16 protein-coding genes and 1 pseudogene are annotated in these 18,401 nt (G+C 65.2%); 4 read left to right on the top strand and 13 right to left on the bottom strand.

The annotated features are described in order from the left end of the window. Positions 1–13 precede the first annotated feature (13 nt). Genes AC1DCF_RS11395 through AC1DCF_RS11370 form a run of 6 tightly spaced genes read right to left on the bottom strand, consistent with a single transcriptional unit; the run spans position 14 to position 5,687 of the window. Positions 14–1,360 carry a glutamine synthetase family protein gene (locus AC1DCF_RS11395; RefSeq protein WP_477211122.1) on the bottom strand — a complete coding sequence of 449 codons (1,347 nt, stop codon included), beginning with the start codon at positions 1,358–1,360 and terminating at the stop codon, positions 14–16. Positions 1,361–1,375: 15 nt separating this feature from the next. Continuing rightward, positions 1,376–2,272, bottom strand: coding sequence for a MurR/RpiR family transcriptional regulator (locus tag AC1DCF_RS11390; RefSeq protein ID WP_477211121.1), 897 nt, complete (start codon positions 2,270–2,272; stop codon positions 1,376–1,378). Continuing rightward, positions 2,269–3,306, bottom strand: coding sequence for a branched-chain amino acid ABC transporter permease (locus AC1DCF_RS11385; RefSeq protein WP_477211120.1), 1,038 nt, complete (start codon positions 3,304–3,306; stop codon positions 2,269–2,271). Before AC1DCF_RS11385 ends, AC1DCF_RS11390 begins: the two co-directional genes overlap by 4 nt. Further along, positions 3,303–4,178: a branched-chain amino acid ABC transporter permease gene (locus tag AC1DCF_RS11380; protein ID WP_477211119.1), complete on the bottom strand. Its 876-nt coding sequence runs from the start codon at positions 4,176–4,178 to the stop codon at positions 3,303–3,305. Before AC1DCF_RS11380 ends, AC1DCF_RS11385 begins: the two co-directional genes overlap by 4 nt. Beyond that, positions 4,175–4,927, bottom strand: coding sequence for an ABC transporter ATP-binding protein (locus tag AC1DCF_RS11375; protein WP_477211118.1), 753 nt, complete (start codon positions 4,925–4,927; stop codon positions 4,175–4,177). The genes AC1DCF_RS11380 and AC1DCF_RS11375 overlap by 4 nt, the downstream gene beginning before the upstream one ends. Position 4,928: 1 nt before the next feature. After that, the gene (locus AC1DCF_RS11370) at positions 4,929–5,687 is read right to left on the bottom strand and encodes an ABC transporter ATP-binding protein (protein WP_477211117.1); all 759 of its coding nucleotides are present in this window, start codon (positions 5,685–5,687) and stop codon (positions 4,929–4,931) included. Between the two features lie 376 nt (positions 5,688–6,063). Here AC1DCF_RS11370 and AC1DCF_RS11365 point away from each other — a divergent pair, with 376 nt between their 5' ends. Continuing rightward, the gene (locus AC1DCF_RS11365; protein ID WP_477211116.1) at positions 6,064–7,221 is read left to right on the top strand and encodes an amidohydrolase family protein; all 1,158 of its coding nucleotides are present in this window, start codon (positions 6,064–6,066) and stop codon (positions 7,219–7,221) included. Positions 7,222–7,225: 4 nt separating this feature from the next. Here AC1DCF_RS11365 and AC1DCF_RS11360 read toward each other — a convergent pair whose 3' ends face one another. Beyond that, the gene (locus AC1DCF_RS11360; protein WP_477211115.1) at positions 7,226–7,528 is read right to left on the bottom strand and encodes a helix-turn-helix domain-containing protein; all 303 of its coding nucleotides are present in this window, start codon (positions 7,526–7,528) and stop codon (positions 7,226–7,228) included. 66 nt (positions 7,529–7,594) lie between these two features. On the opposite strand from AC1DCF_RS11360, the gene map reads away from it, so the two are divergent. After that, positions 7,595–8,365 carry a type I methionyl aminopeptidase gene (map, locus tag AC1DCF_RS11355; RefSeq protein WP_477211114.1) on the top strand — a complete coding sequence of 257 codons (771 nt, stop codon included), beginning with the start codon at positions 7,595–7,597 and terminating at the stop codon, positions 8,363–8,365. A gap of 72 nt (positions 8,366–8,437) precedes the next feature. Here the strand turns inward: map and AC1DCF_RS11350 are convergent, their stop codons facing one another. The 5 genes from AC1DCF_RS11350 to AC1DCF_RS11330 form a co-directional block, all read right to left on the bottom strand. Beyond that, entirely contained in the window at positions 8,438–9,703 is a 1,266-nt protein-coding gene (locus AC1DCF_RS11350; protein ID WP_477211113.1) for an ABC transporter substrate-binding protein, read from the bottom strand. A gap of 61 nt (positions 9,704–9,764) precedes the next feature. Further along, positions 9,765–11,075 carry an aspartate aminotransferase family protein gene (locus tag AC1DCF_RS11345; RefSeq protein ID WP_477211112.1) on the bottom strand — a complete coding sequence of 437 codons (1,311 nt, stop codon included), beginning with the start codon at positions 11,073–11,075 and terminating at the stop codon, positions 9,765–9,767. Between the two features lie 63 nt (positions 11,076–11,138). Next, entirely contained in the window at positions 11,139–12,641 is a 1,503-nt protein-coding gene (locus tag AC1DCF_RS11340; RefSeq protein WP_477211111.1) for a GMC family oxidoreductase, read from the bottom strand. 235 nt (positions 12,642–12,876) lie between these two features. After that, positions 12,877–14,058: a pre-mycofactocin synthase MftD gene (gene mftD, locus AC1DCF_RS11335; protein WP_477211110.1), complete on the bottom strand. Its 1,182-nt coding sequence runs from the start codon at positions 14,056–14,058 to the stop codon at positions 12,877–12,879. 250 nt (positions 14,059–14,308) lie between these two features. Beyond that, the gene (locus AC1DCF_RS11330; protein WP_477211109.1) at positions 14,309–15,040 is read right to left on the bottom strand and encodes a TetR/AcrR family transcriptional regulator; all 732 of its coding nucleotides are present in this window, start codon (positions 15,038–15,040) and stop codon (positions 14,309–14,311) included. Positions 15,041–15,215: 175 nt separating this feature from the next. Here AC1DCF_RS11330 and AC1DCF_RS11325 point away from each other — a divergent pair, with 175 nt between their 5' ends. Together AC1DCF_RS11325 and AC1DCF_RS11320 are read left to right on the top strand one after the other, a co-directional pair. Continuing rightward, on the top strand, positions 15,216–16,013 hold the full coding sequence (locus tag AC1DCF_RS11325) for a carbon-nitrogen hydrolase family protein (RefSeq protein ID WP_477211108.1): 798 nt from the start codon (positions 15,216–15,218) through the stop codon (positions 16,011–16,013). Positions 16,014–16,048: 35 nt separating this feature from the next. Next, positions 16,049–17,272 (top strand): annotated as a pseudogene (locus AC1DCF_RS11320) (APC family permease); the annotation flags it as partial. A gap of 48 nt (positions 17,273–17,320) precedes the next feature. Here the strand turns inward: AC1DCF_RS11320 and mgrA are convergent. Further along, positions 17,321–18,349, bottom strand: coding sequence for an L-glyceraldehyde 3-phosphate reductase (mgrA, locus tag AC1DCF_RS11315; protein WP_477211160.1), 1,029 nt, complete (start codon positions 18,347–18,349; stop codon positions 17,321–17,323). Positions 18,350–18,401 lie beyond the last annotated feature (52 nt).

The following is an 18,401-nucleotide window of genomic DNA, read 5'->3' as shown; positions in this document are numbered from 1 at the left end:
CTCACACGACGGCCTAGTAGGCGGCGGTGTAGGCCCGGTAGCGGTCGGTGGTGGAGAGCGACTCGATGTATTCGATCTCTGCACGTTTGACGGCCTGGAATGTTTCGTAGAAGCGCGGCGAGAACCAGCCGGTCACGACAGCGTCGCGGTCGAGCTGATCCAGCGCGTCACCCAGCGACGTGGGCAGGGTTCCGACGTCATACTCGTCGAGCTCGGCAGCCGTGAGCGCATAGAAGTCGCCGGAGATCACGTGCGGAGCCGGCAGCTGGGCGCGGATGCCCTCCAGTCCGGCACGGATCAGCGCACCGAGCACGATCCACGGGTTGGTGGTGGCGTCGGCGGCGCGGAACTCCAGGTTGTACTGCTTCTCCGGCTTGCTGCCCGGCCGTTCGAACAGCGGGCAGATGCGCAGCAGCGCCTCCCGGTTGTTCTCGCCGAGAAAAGCACCGCCGACGCTCCAGCGCCCCGGAGCGAGACGCTCGTAGGAGACGACGCCCGACGCGGCCAGCGCGATGACGGCGTTGGCGTGACGCAGGATGCCGGCGGCGAAGGAGCCGGCCACCGAGGAGAGGCCGCCCTCCCGCGTGGGGTCGTAGGTGACGGGCGTGCCGTCGGCATCGAGCAGGCTGACATGCACGTGCACCCCGCTGCCGCCGCCGTTCTCTTCGACGACCGGGCTGAAGCTCGCGCGGTGGCCCAGCTGGTGCGCGGTGTTGCGCACGATCTCACGCAGCAGGATGGCGCGGTCCGCGGCGGTGAGCGCGTCGGCCGGGCTCACCGTCACCTCCCACTGCTTGGCCGAATACTCGGGCAGCCACATCTCGGGCTCCAGCCCGGCGTCGTGCAGGGCGGCGAGGATGCTGGATCCGAGCGGCTCCTTCTCGAGCAGATTCTTCAGTGAGAACGCGATGTTGGTGCTGACGCCATCGTCATCCGCCTCATCGTCTTCGAGCAGCATGAACTCGTGCTCGAATGAGGAGAGCACTGACAGACCGGTCTCAGCTTTGAGGTCGGCGATCGCGTCACGGAGGAAGGTGCGCGGGCAGCAATCCCAGGGGGTGCCGTCTTGGTTCACGATGTCGGAGAGCACGAGCGTGGTCGGCTCCGCGCCGGCCGTGGAGATCTGCGAGAGGCTCGCCGGGTCGGGGCGAAGGCGCAGGTCGCCGACCGAGCCGAACGGGTTCGGCTCCACGATCGCCCCGAACGGGTTCAGGGCGAGGTTGGCCGGAACCCAACCGCATCCGTTCGAGAGATACTTCTCGAAATCAGCCTGACGAACCGAGCGTCCGCGGCACTGGCCGGACAGGTCAGACGTCAGGATGACGGCCAAAGGATCTTTGCGCATCTGTTGCTCACTCACTGTTTCACTGGATTGTCAGTTGTCGTCGAGGGGAACGCCTGAGGAACGCACGGTGCGATCCTGCAGGGCGTCGAAGGCTTCAATACGTTTGCGGGGCGACTCGCCGAGCTCGTCGACCACTCCGGCGATCACCGTCTCCACCAGCGCGAACGCCGAGGTGAGGGAGTCGAACGGGGAGGCCGCGGTGACGGAGCACGACAACAGGTGGTCGGCATGCTTGGCCGCCGGCGACAGCCACGGGTCGGTGAACAGCACCGTGGTCGCTTTGGCGTGCTTCGCGTTCTTCAAGAATTCGACCGTGCTGTCTTGGTAGCGGCGGTAGTCGAAGGCGATGAGCAGGTCGCGCGGGCCGAAGTCCATCAGGGCGAAGGTGCGGTCGGCCTCGGTCGAGTTCACGTGCTGCACGTCTTTGCGCAGCAGCTTGAGGTGCATGTTGAGGTATTGGGCGAGCAGGTTGCTGAACCGGCCACCGACCGTCCAGATCCGCAGGCGCGGATTGGCCAACAGCCGGGTGATCTCCAGGATCTCGCTCTCCGGGATCGAGCTGAACGTGGCGTCGAGCCCCTCCGTCAGCACCCGGCGCGAGTCGGCGACGAAACCGAGACTGCTCTCGGGACCGGTCTCGCTCGCGGCCGTGCGCTCGCCATACATCTCAAGCGGCGACGACGTGCGGGCCGAGATCTCCCCGCGCAGCAGCTTCTGCATCTGCGGGTACGACCCGATGCCGAGCTTTGAGATCAGCCGCAGCACGGTCGGGGCGCTGACGTTGGCGCGTTCGGCGAGCCGGTGCACCGGCTCCAGCCCGGCGACCGGATAGTCGGCGATGAGAACGCGGGAGACGCGTTTCTCCGCCGGACTCATCGAGTCGTGCGCCATTTTCAGCTGTTCTGCGAGCGTCGTTGTTCCAGTCATGACCGAGTACCTTCCACGGGACGAATGGCGAGGCGAAGTTCTCTCGTGCCCATCAGGCCGAGAGGCGCTTTCACCAGCACCAGGAGCAGGACCGCCGCAAGGAGCAGGTCGGCAACGCCGGCCGGTAGTGAGTTCCCCGCAGTAAACGCCCCATCCTGAAACCTTCGCAGAACTTCTTGCAACACGGTTACCCCAATTGCGCCGAGTACGGCCCCCGAGAGCGAGAGGTAGCCGCCCAAGACGACCATCATGATGAACGAGAAGGTCAGGGTGAGAAAGAAGGTCTTCGAGTTGAAGGTGGTCATGTACCCGGCGTAGAGGGCACCGGCCATGCCGGCGGCGAGGGCGCTGAGCACCCAGGCGATCGCACGGTGGCGTCCGACGGCGATGCCGGCGGCCGTGGCGGCCAGGTAGTCCTCGCGGGAGGCCTGCAGTTGCAGCCCGCTGCGGGATTTCTTGTAGGCCCAGGCGATAGCGATGGCGACGATGGCGACACCGAGCGCCCACCAGACCGTGGTGGACTTCGGCAGCCCGATCATGCTCGACGAGCCCCGGGTCACGTCGGTCCAGCTGTTCAGCACGGTGAAGACCATCACCAGAAGCGCGAGGGTGGCAATGCCGGCTTGCAGCCCGCCGAGCCGGGCGACTGCCGGTGAAACGATCAGGGCAAGCAGCATGGCGGCCAGGCCACTGATCAGGATGGCGACGGGAAAGCTGGTGTGCACGGTGGCCAAGAACCCGAGACTCTCGGGCAGTTCGGAGAACATCGATTTCTTCAGCCCGACCGGAATGGTCAGGTACGCGGTGACGTAGGCCCCGATCGCCATGAACGCGACGTGCCCGAATGACATCACCCCGGAGTTGCCGGAGAAGAGCGAGAGCCCGGTCACAAAGACCACGGCGATCAGCGCTTGCACGGCGACCCGGGAGATCGTGGCGTCGGCGAACAGCCCGATGGTCGCAACCAGTACGGCGATCAGAATCAGCAGAATCGGGGTTTCGAACGCCCGACGGAATGACGATGAGGTTGTCATGATGTGCGTACCTTCGTTCCAGACAGGAGACCCTGCGGACGGATGACCAGGATGCCGATCACTGCGGCGTAGAGGAACGCGTCACGGAACGCGATCAAGTCGGTGGGCAGCAACGCTTCCAGCGCGGCGGTGCCCATGCCGAGCAGGAATCCGCCGAGCGCGGCGCCCTTGAGGTTGCTCATTCCGCCGACGACCGCGCCGACGACGCCGATCAGCAGCGGGCTCAACCCCATCTCCGCCGACACGGCGCCCTGCCGGGCGACGAGGATCACGCCGGAGATGGCGGCCAGCACACCGGTGATGGCGAAGGCGCTCATGATCACGAAGCTGCCTTTGACGCCGAGCGTCTTGGCGATGGTGAAGTTCTCGGCGGCGGCCCGCAGCTGGATGCCGAGCGGCGTCTTCTTCATGAGCAGCGCGAGGCCGATCAGCATCACGCCGCAGAGCACGATTGTGACGATCTGCAGCATGGTGATGCGCGTGCCGAAGAGGCTGAACGACTGGGTGAGGAATGGCTGCGGCGGCACCCCTTGCGTGCGCGGGAGCACCGTCATCCGCACCACGCTTTGCAGGGCGAGACTCACGGCGAACGAGGCGATCATCAGGGTGACCGGGTCGGCGTTCCGCAGCGGCCGGAAGGCGAGGCGTTCGGTGAGCACCGAGACGACCACCGCGAAGATGACCGCGCCGATCACGCCGACGATCCACGGGAGATCTTTGAACAGCAGCATCGAGAACGCACCGATCATGATGATCTCGCCGTAGGCGAAGTTCATCAGACCGAGGATGCCGAACAACAGGGCGATGCCGATGGTGAGCAGGGCGTAGGTGGCGCCGAGCCCGACCATGTCGACGAGGGTTTGCAGAATCACAGCACGTCTCCAGCCAGGGGGTCGCCGATCACGGCGACGGGTGAGAAGCCGAGGTAGTCGCAGACCGCGGCGTTGTCGGCGAGTTCGGCGGCGGTGCCGCTGCCGAGAACCTTGCCGGGCGCCTGCATCACATAGGAACGGTCGGACACCTCGAGCGAGCGCACCGCGTTCTGTTCGACGAGCAGAATGGTGACGCCCTCGGCGCGCAACTGCTCGATCACGTCAAAGATCAGGTCGACGATGATGGGCGCGAGGCCGAGGGTCGGCTCGTCGAGCAGCAGCAGTTTGGGGCGGAGCAGCAGGGCCCGTGCAATGGCGAGCTGTTGCTGTTCACCGCCGGAGAGCAGGCTGGCCCCGCGACTCCAGTACTTCTTCAGAATGGGAAAGCGCAGCAGCTCACGCTCGATATCGGCTTCGATACCGGCCTTGTCTGTGCGGGACACGGCGCCGATCTTCATGTTCTCGCCCACGGTCAGGCTGGCGAAAATGCCGCGCTCCTCCGGAACGTAGGCGATCTTGTTCTTGATGATCGAGAACTTCTTCTCGGCCACCGACTGTCCCTGGTAGGTGATCGTTCCGGAATGGATTGGCGCGAGGCCGATGATCGCCTTGAGCAGGGTTGACTTGCCGGCGCCGTTCTGGCCGATCAGGGAGACGAGCTCCCCTTCGGCCACGTGCAGCGACGAGCCCTGCAGCGCCATGACCGACTTGCCGTAGCGCACGTACAGGTCGTTGATTTCTAGAAGCATGTCAGTGTCGCTTTCCGAAGTAGATCTCGACAACCTGCGGGTTGCTCCGGATGTCGTGCGGCAGGCCTTCGATGACGGTCTTGCCGCTGTCGAGCACGTGCAATCTGTCGCAGGTGCCCATCACGACTGACATATCGTGTTCGACGAGCAGAACCCCGCAGCCGCGCTGCTGGGAAATGTGACGGATGGCCTCGATCAGTTCGACGGCCTCCGATTCGTTCTGGCCGGCCGCCGGTTCGTCGAGCAGCAGGAACTTCGGCTGGGAGGCGAGCGCCCGAGCGATGCCGATGCGGCGGATGAGTCCGGCCGGCGAGGCGTCGGTGCGGGTGTCCGCGACCGGCTCCAGCTGCAGCTCGGCCAGGATCTCGGCGGTCAGCGCGCGAGCGTTCTTGCGGCTCAGTCCCCCGCCGAGAGCCGCGGCCTCGATGTTCTCCGACACCGTCAACCGGCCGAACACCCGCACGCTCTGGAAGGTGCGCACGATGCCCAGCCGGGCCCGCTTGCGCATGGGCACCGCCGAGACATCCTTGCCGTTGAGGGTGATCGTGCCGGACGTGGGCTTCAGCATTCCGCTGATCAGGTTGAGTGTGGTGGTCTTGCCGGAACCGTTCGGGCCGATCAGCCCGACGACTTCGCCGCTCGCGATCGAGAGCGAGACTCCATCGACGGCCTTGACACCGGCGAAGTGCACCGCCCCGGCTTCGAGGGTCAGGGTGTCGGTGCGACGCGCGACCCGGGGCGCGGCGAGTGTTGCAGTCATCTCAGCACCCGGCCGACGCCGGCGCCGAGGCCAGAAGTGCTGGGGCCCGAAGTGCTGGGACCTTCAGTGCGGAGGCCTGTAGATCGTTCGCAGCGAACACTGGACGGGCGGCGGTGCGGTGAGGGCCACATTCCATGATTGTTCGACTCCATTTCTCGTATCACGTCGTTGGGTACTTCTGAATGGGCGGACAACATCGATAGGTTTGGCACGCCTTCTGCCAATCGCAACCGGAGAGAATATCCGTAGATCGCGATGTTACTATCATTAGGATTCAAGCGTCAACCATTCGGAATGTAATTTTCGTTACCAACTCAGTTGCAGTGTTGCATCGGCTTCGATGCGGCAGTGGCAGCATCAGACGGGGAGCCGCATCGTGACCATCAATCCAGAGATTCGCGACTTTCTCGATGCCTTGGAACTTGTGGACCATCACGTGCACAGCACGCTGATTCCGCGGCTGACGCGCGCGGAATTCGAGCTCAACATGACGGAGGCCTCTGCCCCCATCCCGAGTTGGATGACCCAGTTCGACTCCCAGGTCGGCTTCGCGATCCGCCGGTACTGCGCCCCGCGCCTTGGCCTGGACCCGCATGCCGACGCCGACACGTACTGGGCGGCACGCAGCGCCGTGAGCGCCGAAGAGGCCACCCGGGCGTTGGTCGGGTCGTCAGGGATCGCCACCTCCCTGATCGACACCGGGTATGTGCCGACCGGAACAACCGGCCCGCTCCTGTTCGATCTGGACGAGTTCGCCGCCCTCTCCGGCCAGCAAGTCTTCGAGATCGTGCGACTGGAGACACTGCTCGAGCAGCTCGCGTCCGCCGGCGTTCCCGCGGCCGAGCTCGAGCGAGAGTTCGATGCCGCGTTGCAGACGGCAACGCAGACGGCCGTCGGATTCAAGAGCATCATCGCCTATCGCTTCGGTTTCGATTTCGACCCCAGAGAACCGACGAGCGCCGATTTCTTGGCGGCCGCCGAGGCCTGGCTCTCGGCCCCGCAGACTCACCGCCGGGTCAGCGATCCGGTGCTACTGCGCGCCCTGCTCTGGAAGGGCGCGCGCACCGGGCTGCCCGTGCAGATCCACGCTGGATACGGCGACCCGAGCCTGGACCTGGATCGGTGCAACCCGTTGCTGTTGACGCCCTGGCTGCGGCTGCTTCCCGCCGACGCCTCCGACGTCGTCCTGCTGCACTGCTACCCGTATCACCGCGAGGCCGGCTACCTCGCGCAGGTGTTCCCCCGCGTCTACTTCGACGTGGGCCTGGCCATCAACTACGCCGGGGCGCAGTCGGAGCAGATCATCGCCGAGAGTCTCGAGCTGGCCCCATTCGCTAAGATCTTATTCTCGACCGACGCCTGGGGGCTGCCGGAGTTGCACCACATCGGTGCAGCACTCTGGCGCCGGGGCATGGCGCGCATCCTGTCGAAGTGGGTGGCCGACGACGAGTGGTCACTGGCGGATGCTGTGCGCGTGGCCGACATGATCGGCCGCGGCAACGCGCGGCGCTTGTACAAACTCGCCGACCACTAGGGCCCTACGAGGCCAACCACTCACCGGCGTCGTAGCCGGTGCCACCCGGTTCGCGACCGCGGTCGGATTGATTGATCTCGTCCCACACGGCGTCGAGAGAGAGTCCGAGGACATCAGCGATCGCCGCGATGGTCGGGAAGGCCGGAGTCGCTACGCGGCCCGTCTCGATTTTGCGGAGGGTCTCCGGTGAGACACGCGCGGCCAGCGCGGTCTCGAGCATCGAGCGCTCTCCCCTGGCACGACGCAACAGCGCGCCGAGACGCTGCCCGCGCTCGACCTCTGCGGGTGTAAGTGGCAACCTGACCATGGCTCCAATACTAGTACCGGGATAATATGGCCGGTATAGTTATTGGATCACTCAGAAAGGCGCCGCATGATCGAGATCCTGACCCCGACCGAACTGGACCGAGCACGAGAGACCGGCGCCGTCGTCGCTCACATCCTGCAGACCCTGAAGAGCCGCAGCACGGTCGGCACGAACCTCCTGGACATCGACGCGTGGGCCCAGGCCATGATCGCCGAAGCCGGAGCGCTGTCCTGCTACGTCGACTACGCGCCATCGTTCGGACGCGGACCGTTCGGCCACTACATCTGCACCGCCGTCAACGACGCCGTGCTCCACGGATTGCCGAACGACTACGCGCTTGCCGACGGCGACCTCCTCACACTCGACCTCGCCGTCTCGACCGGTGGAATCGCCGCAGATTCGGCCATCAGCTTCATCGTGGGCGACTCTCGGCCGCCGGAGAGCATCGCCCTGATCAGCGCAACCGAACGCGCATTGAGCGCCGGCATTGCGGCCGCCGGGCCCGGAGCTCGCATCGGCGACATTTCCTTCGCCATCGGCTCGGTACTCAGCGAGGCGGGGTATCCGATCAACGTGGAATTCGGGGGCCATGGCATCGGATCAACCATGCACCAGGACCCGCACGTCTCAAACACCGGGCGACCCGGTCGTGGATACACACTGCGCCCTGGGCTGCTGCTCGCGCTGGAACCGTGGGTCATGACGGACACCGCGGAACTCATCACCGACGCCGACGGCTGGACGCTCCGCAGCGCGACGGGCTGCCGGACAGCTCACAGCGAGCACACGATCGCCATCACCGACGACGGAGCCGAAATTCTCACCCTGCCGAAGTAGGGGCGATCACAAGCGAGCGCCCGCATCCGCTGGCGGGGGGGGGGGGCAGCGGATGCGGGCGCGGTCACCTCGCTACGACGCGGCGCAGGCGTTGCCGTCGTCGAGGTTCGGGATGCTCTTCAGCGTGTGCTGCTCGACGTAGGTGACGGCGCCGCCGCTGACCTTGACCACGCTGAGCGGCATGTCGATGATCTTGTGGCAGGTCGGCGAGAAGTACGTCATCGAACCGATGGGCGTTTCGACCGGTCCGGCGTCTTGCAGGGAGTCCCGCAGGGCCGCGCCATCGAGTGATGGAGCCTTCTCGATGCCGTTGGCCAGGGCGATCATCATGTTGTATCCGAGCAGCGCGTAGCTGGTCGACGGCGGGGCGTCGTACTTCGCGGTGTAGTTCGTGACGAACTCGTCGAGGGTCGCGGAGTCCTGGCCGCTGCAGTAGACGTAGCAGGCGAACGGCGTGTAGTAGATCTCGTCGGCGTTTCCGACGATGTCGAGCAGCAGCTGTCCGTCGAGGGCGGCCGGGCCGACGATCGGGCTTTCGATTCCTGCCTCACGGATCTGGCGGATGGCCGTGGCCCCACCCGGGTTCCAGCTAGCGACGTAGATGAAGTCGGGTGCCGTCGGCAGCGCCTTCAGACGAGAGATCTGGCTGCTGACGTCGACGTTGTCACCGCCGGGAAAGCTGTCGTTGCCGGCGATGGTGCCGCCCAGTTCCTTGAACTCGGCTTCGAAGTAGCGCCCGGCCGACTTCGTGTACTCGATGCTCTCGTCTTGCAGCAGGTAGGCCGACTTCCAGCCCTTCGACGACGCCCAGGATGCGCCGGTGGCGCCTTCGACGTCGCTGCCGGCGTTGGCAGTGAAGACAAAGTCGCCGAGGGTGGTGGCGTCGGCCATCTTGGGGTCACCGGCGCAGATGGAGACGGCGGGGATGCCGGCGGTCTGCGCGTTGATGGCGCCCTGTGCACTGAGGTCGAAGTCGCACGGGGTGACGAGCAGGTTGATGCCCTGGTCGATGAGCTCGGTGGCGACGGTGCCGACGGTAGCCTGGTCGCTGCGCACGTCCTTGACGATGGCTTTGATCTTCTTGCCGTTGATGCCGCCGGCCTTGTTGATCTCGTCGATCTTCAGGAGTGCCGCGTTGCCGGGCTCCACATCGAACGGCGCCATGTTGCCACTCTGCGAGAGGGCGAAGCCGATCAGAATCTCGTCGCTGCCGCCGCCGTCGCCGCTGCCGCTGTCACCGCCGGCCGTGGCCGAACATCCGCTCAACACGAGGGCGGCTGCGATGCCGGCGGTCACGAGGATGCGTGACCGTGTCACACGCTTCATTGCTGTGCTCATTGTCTCTTCCTATCTCTGTCAGTCAATTGGTGCAGGGATGGTGCGGGTGGAACTGGTGGAACTATTCAGCGGCCGCCCGGAGGGCGACGCGGTTCGCTTCGATCGTGCGATCGATGTCTTCGAAGGTGGTCGACGCGTTCAGGCGGCGGTCACCGGTCGGGAAGGCGGGCTCGAGGATTCCCTGCGAGAGCAAAGAGGCGTGATAGGTGGCGTAGCGGGTCGCATCCGATTCCATCGCCTGGCGAAAGTTCGTCGGCAGCTCCTTGCGGAAGTACACGGTCCATTCGGAGCCGAGGCCGGAAACGCAGGCGTCGATGCCTACCTCGGTGATGGCGGCGGCGATGCCGGTACGCAGCCGCTCCCCCAGTTCGTAGAGGCGCGGGATGACGTTCTCGGTCTCCATGAGCTCGAGCGTCTTGCTCGCGGCGGCCATCGCGTAGGGGTTGGCGTTGTACGTGCCGTCGATGGTCGCCTCCTTTTTGGAGTACGCCCCGAGGTGGCCCATCCACTCGTTCGAGCCGGCCAGTCCGGCCAGCGAGTAGCCGTTGGCGACGGCTTTGCCGAACGCGGTGAGGTCGGGGGTGACGCCGCAGATCGACTGAAAGCCGCCGATGGCCGCGCGGAACCCGGTCTTGACCTCGTCGAAGACGAGGGCCGTGCCGTTCTTCGTGCAGAGTTCACGCAGCTGCTCGAGAAAGCCGGGAGCGGCCGGAACGCAGCCGAAGCTGTGCACGTAGCCCTCGGTGAAGGCGGCGGCGAGGTCGTCACCGTATTCGTCGAAGGCGGCGCGCACCCCCTCGAAGTCGTTCCATTCGACGACCACGACGTCGGCGACGGATGCGGGGTGGAGACCGGCACCGTTCGGGGTGTTCAGCGGGGAGCCTGGCGTGAGGTCGGCGCGGGAGCTGCCGACCGCGACCTGGTCATTCCAGCCGTGGTACGAGCCGTGGAACTTGAGGATCTTCATGCGGCCGGTGGCAGCCCGGGCGATGTGCACGGCGTGCATCGTCGCATCCGTGCCGGAGGTGCAGAAGGCGACCTTGTCGGCCGACGGCATGACCTCGCAGATCTTCTCGGCGAGGGCGACCTCACCGAACTGCGGGCCGACGCCGGTGAGGTCGCAGGTGTTCGCCGCGGCGAAGACCGCCTCGTTGACCCGGCGGTCGCAGTGACCGAGCACGATCGGGCCCCAGGAGTTGATGTAGTCGATGTACTGGTTGCCCTGGTCATCCCAGATGTTGGCGCCGGAGGCCTTGACGAAAACCTGCTCCCAGCCGACCCGGTGCCCCGACGAGACCCCGCGCGGAACGACGCGGCGGGCGCGCTCCCAGGTGTCGGAGGCGGTGTTCAGAGTGCGTGTGTCTGTTGACAACTGTCGTTGTCCTTTCTCTCGGGTGGGGTGTGTCTGTTGGTGGGATCTAGCCGGCGGTGGGATCTAGCCGGCGCGAAGCGCGGAGTAGATCGGGGTGGACCGTTGTTCCGCGATGCGCAGCGCGGCTTGCGCGGCGAGCATGCCTGCGGTGATGCGTTCGGCGATCATCGCGGTGGGCAGGTGGGTGTTGGCGCTTGGCACCTCGGGCATGATCGAGGCATCGATGATGCGCACCCGGTGAAGCCCGTGGATGCGCCCCTCCTCGTCGACGACGGCGTTCGGGTCGTTCTTCGTGCCCATCCGGGCGGTGCCGCAGGCGTGAAAATAGTCGCCGACGTAGTTCGCCAGCCAGGCGTCGAAGACCGTCTCGTCTTGCAACGCGGACACGCTGGTGCCGAACTCGTCGATGAACGCCTGCTCGACGATCTGCTGAAAGCTCGGCGCTTCGATGACCTTTTCGAGCGCCGTGATGGCGTCGCGCATCGCGGCCCGGTCGTCGGGGGTCGACAGCATCCGTTCGCGTACGGTCGGCGGGGCGAGCGGGTTCTCGGAGTTCAGCGCCAGGCTGCCGACCGAGGTCACCTTCATCACGGCTGCCATGATCAGGCCGTGGTCGGGTTGGGCGCCGTTCAGCAGGGAGCCGTGCAGAGGAAGCAGGTGGATGTCGCCGGTTCCGGCGGTCGAGGAGAGCCGCATGACGGCTCCGATGCATGGCCCGGTGGAGGTCTCCCGGTACTCGGGCTTGAGCGTGAAGTAGACGCTGGCAGCCGGGTGGTCCTGCAAATTGGCGCCGATGCCGGGGTGGGTCAAGCCCGAGCGCAGCAGGATCGCCGGGGTTTCGAAGGTGCCGGCACAGAGGATGACCTCGTCGGCGGGGAGTTCGGTGCCGTCGGCGAGACGCACACCGGTGACGGTGGGCGTGTCTTCGGTGTCGTCGGTGATGAGCAGCCGCTCAACCTGGCTCCCGGCCTGGATCGTGAGATTCGACCGGCCCCGTGCCGGGTCGAGGTAACGCTCGAGGCTCGAGAAGCGGCCCTCGGCGTTGGCGTTACGCCAGAGTCGGCCACTGCCGTCGTCGGGCGTGTAGGTGTCGACCTCACTCGGCAGCCCGAGGGCGTCGGCCGCGTCGAGCAGCGCCCGGTCGACCGGGGTGAGTTCGTCGTCAGTCGAGACGACGAGGTCGGCCTTCAGCTGTTCGAACCAGGGAGCGACGTCGCGCCACGACCAGGTGTGCAGACCATAGACATCCGCCCACCGGTCGTAATCGGTCGGTAGCCCGGGCAAGGCGAGCATCGCGTTGACCGCTCCCGACCCGCCGACGCCCGTGCCGCGCTGATAGAGCTTCGGCTCGCTGCCCTCGAGCTTCGCGGCGAACAGATCGGGGTAGAAGGCCGATCGCTCGCCGAGTGCATCGATCCAGTTGAGCGAGCTCAGGCCGGCCGGGGCATCTGCGCGGCGGTCGGGGCCCGATTCGAGAAGCCGCACGCTGGCATCCGGATCTTCGGAGAGGCGCGCGGCGACGATGCACCCGGCGGTGCCCGCCCCGACGACGATGATTCTGCGCATCTGAGTAACTCCTGGTCTGCAGAGCGATCGACGGCGACCGGGGGTGCCGGGATCGTCGCGGATCGAGTTCTGGTGGGTGGGATCACGAGGCAAGTCCCGTGACGTTTCAAGCAGGGTGTTGACGTGCAGGCAGTGCGGGGCTGCCGGCCGCTGGGTGCGACCGACCGACCCGACCGGGATGACCCGGCCGGTTGGTGGTGCTGCGAGGTGGTTCTGCGAAGTGGCGACCTGCGCGTCAGCAGGCCGGTTTGACCAAGAAGTCCCGGTTCAAGATGAGCAGGTCGTCGATGGAGAGTTCGTCGAGTGAGCTCTTGCCGATTCCGAACATCGTCTCTTCGATGCCGTTCTTCAGAATCTCGAGCACCTTGTAGACGCCATCTTCGCCCGAGACGGCGAGCCCGTAGAGGTAGGCCCGTCCGATGAAGACGGCCTTGGCGCCGAGCGCGATGGCCTTGACGACGTCGGAGCCGCGGCGAATTCCGCCGTCGACCATGACGTCGATGTCGCTGCCGACGGCGTCGACGATCGAGGGCAGGAAGCGGATCGGGGCGGGGGTTCCGTCGATGTTGTTGCCGCCGTGGTTCGAGACGGAGATGGCATCGGCACCGAGGTCGACGGCACGCTTCGCATCCTTGATGCTCGAGATCCCCTTGACCATGAACGGACCGCCCCACAGCTCGCGCAGCCACTTGACGTCTTCCCAGGTGGGGGTGGGGGTGTCGACGAACTCGGCCCATGCCTCGCCGAACGTTGGAACCTGGTCCTTGGTGATGAAGAGGTTCGGAACCTTGAGTTCAGGGATGCGCCCCTTGACCAGGTAGCGCGCGAGCCAGGCGGGCCGTGACAACGCGGCCGGGGCGAGGCTGGCCATCGTCGGGATGTCGAGCTTCATCGGCGGGGCCGGCGGAACTCCCCAGTCGCGGCGCGGGGTGAACGACCAGTCGAGGGTGACGATGAGCGCCTTCGCGCCTGAGCGCCGGGCCTCTTCGACGCGAGCTTCGATGCGGTCGCGGGTGCCGACCCAGTAGAGCTGGAAGAACGATTTGTCGTTGGCGGCGGTCACCTCGCTGATCGAGTTGGACGCGTAGGAGCTCAGTCCGATCGCGGTGCCCATGCGGGCGGCGGCCCGAGCGGCGGCAACCTCGCCGCCGGGGTGGATGGCCTGGGCGCCGACCGGAGAGACGATGACCGGAAAATCGATGTCAACGCCGAGGATGCTGGTGCGGGTGTCCTGGCGCACGGGCCGGTCGAAGATGGTCGGCGAGAAACCAAGGTCGTTGTACGCGCGAATGTTCTCGTCGAGCGTCCAGCCCTGCTCGTTGCCGGCCTTGATCGCCAGCCAGACCGCACGCGGGAGACGCTTCTTGGCCAGCATCTCGGCTTCGGCAAGGTTGTTGAAAGGAACGTTCTTCCCCATATGTGTGGCCTAAATTCTTGGTAGTTATTGTCGACGCTGAATCAATATCTGTTCAATCAACATCCGTTGCCAGGGGTGATCTCTCGCCATCCGGACTATTAACGTTTGTTAGATTTAGGCTCGACCGTAACACTATGTTGCAAGAATTTCAATGATTTTGATTCGTCGCCTGGGTACCACGACGTCGTTGAAGGGCCGTGGGCGGGCTCTAGATCGCACTCAGTTCGGGCGCAGAATGCGCGGGTTGAGGTCAGTTTCGACCGAGCGCTTCGGAATGCGTGAACTCGCGAGCGCGATCGAGCAGGCGCCGCTCGATGCGCTCCGGCGCCATCGTCCCGGTCAATGCATGCGCCCCGTAACCGTCTTCGAGGGCAACGAGACTCTCACCGATCACCTCGGGTGACTCCGTCGGCTTGAAGTCACCGGTCTCGATCCCCTCACGCACGATCTGGGCGTACAAGGCCGCCTGCCGCTCGAAGAATTCACGGTGCCACACCGCTGCATCCGAATTCTGCAACACCAGTGGCTGGAGCTCATAGAGGATGCGGGCGGCATCGGCCCGCGCGCCAGGGTACGGAACGCCCCACGAGATGCAGACTTCGAGGCGCCGAACTGGCGTCACTTCGCGAGCCACAACGACTTCGCGGTGCTCGCAGAACTCGATGGTTCCGTGCTGGAACGTGGACTGCAACAGTTCGTCAGCGTTCTTGTAGTAGTAGAGGATGAGCGCCGAGGAGAGACCCGCCTCGGTGGCGACTTTGCGCAGACTCACGTTGACAGCGCCGTATCGACGCACCGCCCGAACTGCGGCGTCGAGGATCTCGGAACGCCGAGCATCCTGATCCTTGACGCGTGCCATCATTCCCCTTCGCCCGTTGCCCGGGCGACGTGAGCGCCCGGCTCCCATCTTCTCAGGCCAATCGAAGTCGCCGGTATTCAGCACGCGCGCTTCCGTCGGCGCCCGGCTGCACAGAGTAGACATTCGCACCCTCGACTGTTACCGTCATCCAATCATCTTTTTAACAGTGTTAAAAGTATTCCTCCATCCCCTCAACGGCCTCGTCGGACCGTCGCAATGAAATGAGCCACCCCTGAGCACCGTTCTTCCGTTCTGCCTCGTGCAGGCGACATCTGTCTCATCTCTCGATGAATTCGCTGTGCAACTCGCTCGCACCGTGGCCGACTTTCCCGAGTCACGGCTCTTCGTGTTCCCCGAGATGCACCTCTGCGACGGGGATCCGAATGCCTCGGCGGAAGCAATCACCGCTTTTGCCCAACCGCTCCGCGGCGAGCGCCATGCCGCCCTCTCGGCGCTGGCCGCGAGGCACGAAATCTGGCTCGTTCCTGGAAGCGTCTTCGAGCTCGGACCGGACGGCGAGATCTACAACACGGCGCTCGTCTACTCACCGACCGGCGAGCTTGTTGCGTCGTACCGCAAGATATTTCCCTGGCGCCCCTTCGAGGCCTGCCGGCCGGGCAGCGAGTTTGTCACTTTTGACATGCAGCCATACGGTCGAGTCGGCCTGTCGATCTGTTACGACTCCTGGTTTCCAGAGCACGGCCGGCAACTCGGCTGGCTGGGGGCCGAGATGGTGATCAATGTGGTGCGCACCGGCACGGCCGACCGTCCGCAGGAAGTGATCCTGGCCCAGGCCAATGCCATCGCAAATCAGTTCTTTGTTCTCAGCGTGAACAGTGCGGCGCCGGGCGGGGTCGGTCTGAGTGCCATCGTTGATCCGGAAGGTCGACTTCGGGGCGGAAGTTCTGACGCCACCCCTCAGGTACTCAGCGACGAGATCGATCTGGCCGAGGCCCGACGCATCCAGCAGAGCGGGACCGCCGGGCTCAATCGGATGTGGCACCAGCAGCACCCCGACGACGCCCCCATCCTTCTTCCGTTCTACGACGGTGTTCTCGCGCCCGAGCGCATCCGACCCCACTACCCCCTTCCCTGAACTCTCGCACTGCCGACACTTTGCAAAGGAGCACCATGTCTACAACGTCCCCCGCCCGCGCCGCATCATCTGCACCTCCCGCCCCGAAACTGCTCAAGCTTCCCTCTCTCGTGCTTTTCGGTGTCGCCTACATGGCCCCCGCCGTTGTGCTCGCCACATTCGGAGTGATTGCTGTGGCCAGCAACGGCACAACAACCTCGGCATACCTCCTGGCGACGGCGGCGATGCTGCTCACCGCCCTCAGCTACGGCAAGCTGTCACGCATTTTTCCCGTGACCGGATCTGCCTACACCTACGTGCGTCGCGTGCTTGATTCGCGGGTGGGATTCATGGTCGGCTGGATCCTGCTGCTCGACTACCTCTTTCTGCCGATGGTCATCTGGCTGATCGGAGCATCCTTCCTCTCGGCCGCATTCCCCGCCGTCCCGTTCTGGGCGTGGATCGTCATCCAGGCGGTCGTCGTCTCCGTGATCAATGTCTTCGGCATCCGAGTCGCCGATCGGCTGAACTACCTGCTGATGGCCTTCGTACTGCTCGTTCTCATCGCGTTCGTCGCCCTCTCTTTCGCGCATGTGGGTTCCAGTAGCGAACAGGTCGACGTGTTCGGACCGATCTGGAACAGTGCCACCACCTTCGGCGCAGTATCTGCCGGTGCGGCGATTGCGGCGTACTCGTTCCTCGGGTTCGACGCAATCACCACCCTCACGGAAGAGAGCGAGCGTCCGACTGTCAACGTGCCGCGTGCGATCATTCTGACCACACTCATCGCCGGTGTCATCTTCATGGTCGTCGGCTACGCCGCACAGCTCGTGCAACCGGGTGCAGAGTTCGCGAACATCGACTCAGCCGCCTTTGAGATCGCCCAGACCGTCGGGGGCGACCTGCTTTCGTCGTTGGTTGTCGCCGCACTGGTCATTGGCGGCGTGGCCTCCGCGATCGCGGCTCAAACCGGACTGTCCCGCCTGCTCTACGGCATGGGCCGCGACGGGGTGCTCCCCCGCCGCGTGTTCGGTTACCTGCACCCGCGGCTCAAGACGCCGGTGTGGAACATTGTGATCAGCGGCCTGGTCGGCCTGATCGCTACGCAGATGACTCTGGCGACGTCGACCTCGTTCATCAACTTCGGGGCGTTCACGGCCTTCACACTCGTCAACATCAGCGTGATCGTCTATTCGGTTCGGCAGCGACGGAGCGGCGCTCTGACATCACGGTTCACAGGCATCGTCCTGCCGGCCCTTGCCACCGCTGTGACGATCTACCTGCTGTTCAACCTGGACTCGCACGCGCGCGGTTGGAACCGCGAGGCGCTACTTCACCGCACTCGACGCCGCCCAGAGGTTGATGCCCTGGTCGATGGCGTGCTCGTCGATCGCCGCCAGCTCCTCCGGCGTGAAGGAAAGGTTGTTCAGCGCGCCCAGGTTCGTCTCCAACTGGGCGACCGACGACGCACCGACGAGGGCGGAGGTCACGACGTCATTGCGCAACACCCAAGCCAGGGCGAGCTGCGCGAGCGACTGGCCGCGGGCATCCGCGATCTCAGTCAGCGCACGGATGCTGGCCAACGTCTGGTCGGTGAGCATCCCTCTCCACGCCGATCCCTCCTGGGCGACGCGGGAGTCACCAGGCACACCCTGCAGGTAGCGGTCGGTGAGCAGTCCCTGGGCGAGCGGCGAGAACGGGATGCAGCCGACGCCAAGTTCGGTGAGGGTGTCGAGAAGGCTCTCTTCGACCCAGCGGTTGAACATCGAGTAGGAGGGCTGGTGGATCAGCAGAGGGGTGCCGAGGTCGGCCAGGATGCGGGCGGCCCGGATGGTGAGTTCCGGCGAGTACGAGGAGATGCCGGCATAGAGTGCGCGCCCACTGGTGACGGCGGTGTGCAGGGCGCCCATGGTCTCTTCGAGCGGGGTGTCGGGGTCGGCGCGGTGGGAGTAGAAGATGTCGACGTAGTCGAGGCCCATCCGTTCGAGGGACTGGTCGAGGCTGGCCAACATGTACTTGCGGGATCCGAATTCCCCGTATGGGCCTGGCCACATGTCGTAACCGGCCTTGGTGGAGATGATGAGTTCGTCGCGGTGGGCGGAGAAGTCCTCGCGCAGGATCTGACCGAAGTTGGTCTCGGCGCTGCCGAAGGGCGGGCCGTAGTTGTTGGCCAGGTCGAAGTGGGTGACACCGAGGTCGAACGCGCGGCGCAGAATCGCGCGCTGGGTGTCGAGGGGTTTGTCGTCGCCGAAGTTCTGCCAGAGCCCGAGCGAGATGGCAGGAAGTTTCAGCCCGCTCCGACCACTGCGTCGGTAGGGCATCGAGTCGTAACGGGTATCAGCGGCGATAAAGGTCATGCTTCATGGTGACAGTTCGGCCGGTACGAACGCGAGTGCAGAATCGACTTTC

The sequence above is a fragment of the Leifsonia sp. 10L418 genome (genome assembly GCF_056395445.1).
The sequence above is the reverse complement of the archived record's forward strand: the minus strand, read 5'-3'. Positions and strand labels throughout refer to the sequence as shown.

Coding starts and splice junctions, on each gene's coding strand:
- AC1DCF_RS11390 (WP_477211121.1), bottom strand. CDS start 2,272: ATGACTGGAACAACGACGCTCGCAGAACAGCTGAAAATGGCGCACGAC.
- AC1DCF_RS11350 (WP_477211113.1), bottom strand. CDS start 9,703: ATGAGCACAGCAATGAAGCGTGTGACACGGTCACGCATCCTCGTGACC.
- AC1DCF_RS11360 (WP_477211115.1), bottom strand. CDS start 7,528: ATGGTCAGGTTGCCACTTACACCCGCAGAGGTCGAGCGCGGGCAGCGT.
- AC1DCF_RS11375 (WP_477211118.1), bottom strand. CDS start 4,927: ATGCTTCTAGAAATCAACGACCTGTACGTGCGCTACGGCAAGTCGGTC.
- AC1DCF_RS11385 (WP_477211120.1), bottom strand. CDS start 3,306: ATGACAACCTCATCGTCATTCCGTCGGGCGTTCGAAACCCCGATTCTG.
- AC1DCF_RS11370 (WP_477211117.1), bottom strand. CDS start 5,687: ATGACTGCAACACTCGCCGCGCCCCGGGTCGCGCGTCGCACCGACACC.
- mgrA (WP_477211160.1), bottom strand. CDS start 18,349: ATGACCTTTATCGCCGCTGATACCCGTTACGACTCGATGCCCTACCGA.
- AC1DCF_RS11340 (WP_477211111.1), bottom strand. CDS start 12,641: ATGCGCAGAATCATCGTCGTCGGGGCGGGCACCGCCGGGTGCATCGTC.
- AC1DCF_RS11330 (WP_477211109.1), bottom strand. CDS start 15,040: ATGTCTACTCTGTGCAGCCGGGCGCCGACGGAAGCGCGCGTGCTGAAT.
- map (WP_477211114.1), top strand. CDS start 7,595: ATGATCGAGATCCTGACCCCGACCGAACTGGACCGAGCACGAGAGACC.
- mftD (WP_477211110.1), bottom strand. CDS start 14,058: ATGGGGAAGAACGTTCCTTTCAACAACCTTGCCGAAGCCGAGATGCTG.